Annotated in this window: 2 protein-coding genes; one reads left to right on the forward strand and one right to left on the reverse strand. The window is 77.3% G+C overall.

Annotated features, from left to right (window positions below):
* Positions 1–295 precede the first annotated feature (295 nt).
* Positions 296–1,300 (reverse strand): NADP-dependent oxidoreductase, encoded by a 1,005-nt coding sequence (locus tag ACIQOV_RS37705; protein WP_401055292.1) that lies wholly within the window; start codon positions 1,298–1,300, stop codon positions 296–298.
* A 136-nt stretch (positions 1,301–1,436) separates the two neighbouring features.
* Between ACIQOV_RS37705 and ACIQOV_RS37710 the strand changes: the two genes are divergently transcribed.
* Entirely contained in the window at positions 1,437–2,372 is a 936-nt protein-coding gene (locus ACIQOV_RS37710; protein ID WP_401055293.1) for a LysR family transcriptional regulator, read from the forward strand.
* Positions 2,373–2,381: the final 9 nt, after the last annotated feature.

The raw sequence follows: 2,381 nt of genomic DNA on the forward strand, positions 1-2,381 counted from the left end.
CTCTACCCGCGCAGTCAGGTGAAGGCGGCGGCCCAGCAGCTGCTGGTGCCGCGCCCGAGCACCGGGCGGATCGGCGGCAAGCCGCTGGTCGGTCGCGGACGGCCGGGTGGCCGGCTACGAGGTGGTGGCGGACCCGGTCCGGCTGGCCGCGCTCGACCTGGCCGTCCTGCCGGAGTGACTCCTGCCCGGGCGGGGGCTGCCGGACTGTGTCCCGCCCGGGTGAGGGCTGCCCGGCGGGGCGCGGCGGGCCGGTCGGGGGCGGGCCGGTTGGGGGGCCGGGCCGGTCGGCGCCGGGTCAGTGGGTGATCCGGACCAGCATCTTGCCGGTGTTGGCGCCGCGCAGCATGCCGAGGAAGGCGTCCACCACCCGGTCGAAGCCGTCCACGACGGTCTCGTCCGGGACGACGGCGCCCGAGCGCAGGTGCGGGACCAGGAAGTCGTACAGCTCCGGCCGGGCGTCGAGGTGGTCGCGGACCAGGAAGCCCTCCAGTCGCAGGCTCTTCCCGACCACGTCGAACAGGTTGCGCGGGGCGGCCGGCGGGTTCCCGAGCCGGTTGTACTGGGCGACCGCGCCGCACCAGGCGATCCGGCCGCGCTCGCGCAGGGCGCCGATGGCGGCCTCCAGGTGGTCGCCGCCGACGTTGTCCAGGTAGGCGTGCAGCCCCTCGGGGGCGGCCTCGCGCAGTCGGTCCGCGATCGGGCCGTCGTGGTAGTCGAAAGCGGCGTCGAAGCCGAGCCGCTCGGTGAGGCGGGCGGCCTTGGCCGCGGAGCCGGTGCTGCCGACGATCCGTCCGGCGCCGAGCAGCCGGGCGAGCTGCCCGGCGGCGGTGCCGACGCCGCCGGCGGCCGCCGAGACGAAGAGCGTCTCGCCGGGCTGGAGCCGGGCGATCCTGGTCAGCGCGACCCAGGCGGACAGGCCGGTGCCGCCGAGCACCGACAGGTGGGAGCTGAGCGGGACGCCGGCGAGATCGGGCAGCAGGCTCGCCCGCTCGGCGGTGACCACCGCGTGGGCGCGCCAGGCCTGGCGGTGCTGGACCAGTGTCCCGACCGGCAGGGCGTCGGCCCGGGACTCCACCACCCGGCCGAGGGCGCGGCCCTCCAGCGGGGCGTGCAGCTCCCAGCCGCCCTCCTCCATCTCCTCGCGCATGTACGGGTCGACGGACTGGTAGAGGTTCTCGACCAGGGCCTCGCCCGCCGCGAGGGCCGGGACGGTCTCCTCGACGAAGGCGAAGTTCGCGGCGGTCGGCGCCCCGTCGGGGCGGGAGACCAGGTGGACGGCGCGGGTGGTGGAGCGGGACATCGGGGGCTCCGGACGGCAGAGGACGGGCGGACGTGATCACCGTAGGAAGCGCGGGAGCTGCCGGGCAGGGGCGCCGGTCGATGGAACGGCGGCATCCATGAGCAGGATCGATGGATCGCGGGATAGGTTCGGCCGTATGACCGATCTCGCCCCGCACGAGCTGCGGACCCTGGTCGCCGTCGAGGAGGAGCGGAGCTTCACGGCGGCCGCCGCACGCCTGGGCAGTACCCAGTCCGCCGTCTCGCACGCCGTCCGCGCCTGCGAGCGGAAGCTCGGCGCGGTGCTCTTCGACCGCGGGCGCCACGGCGCGCGCCCCACCGAGGGCGGCGCGCGAGCGGTGGCGTACGCCCGCCGGATCCTGCGGCTGCTGGACGTGATGGGCCCCGAGGTGCGCGGCGCGGGAGCGGACGGGCCGCTGACCGGCACCCTGCGGATCGCCGCCTTCCGCAGTGCCGCCGCCCACCTGCTGCCGCCCGTCCTGGCCCGGCTCGCCGAGCGCCACCCCGGGCTCGGCACCCACGTCCGGATCGTCCGGGAGCTCGGCCGCGGCACCGCCGGTGAGGTCGCCGACGGTCGCGCCGACCTCGGGCTGGCGACGCTCGACGCGGGCGGCCCGCCACCCGCCCCGGGCCTGGTCGCGGTGCGGCTGTACGAGGAGTCGTACGCGCTCGCGCACCCGCACGGCCACCCGGCGCCGCGCGAGCTCCCGCTGGTCGACTGGGACGAGAACTGCGGCTCGTACACCCGGGACTGGTGGCAGCGGCAGGACTGGATCCCGCCCGCGACCGTGGACGTGGAGGACGACACGGTGGCCCTCTCGCTGGTCGCCCAGGGCCTCGGCATGGCGATCATGCCCCGGACCGCCCTGCTCGGCGCCCCGGCCGGCCTCGCCGTCACCGACCTCGGGCCGCGGCCGCCGAGCCGCTCGGTCGGGTACGTCACCACGCCCGAGCTGGCCGGGACGGCCGCCGTCCGGGCGCTGATCCGCGAGCTGCGCGAACTGCCGCTGCCGGCCGGGCTGTCGGCGGCCCGGCCCCCGACCGGCCGGACCGCGACGGCCCAAGCCCCGTAGGCCCGAGCC

The organism is Kitasatospora sp. NPDC091257, assembly GCF_044757675.1.
In the GTDB taxonomy this organism is placed as follows: Bacteria; Actinomycetota; Actinomycetes; order Streptomycetales; family Streptomycetaceae; genus Kitasatospora; species Kitasatospora lactacystinica.

Bases quoted from the DNA above. Each gene is read 5' to 3' on its own strand.
- ACIQOV_RS37705 (WP_401055292.1), bottom strand. From the start codon at position 1,300: ATGTCCCGCTCCACCACCCGCGCCGTCCACCTGGTCTCCCGCCCCGAC.
- ACIQOV_RS37710 (WP_401055293.1), top strand. From the start codon at position 1,437: ATGACCGATCTCGCCCCGCACGAGCTGCGGACCCTGGTCGCCGTCGAG.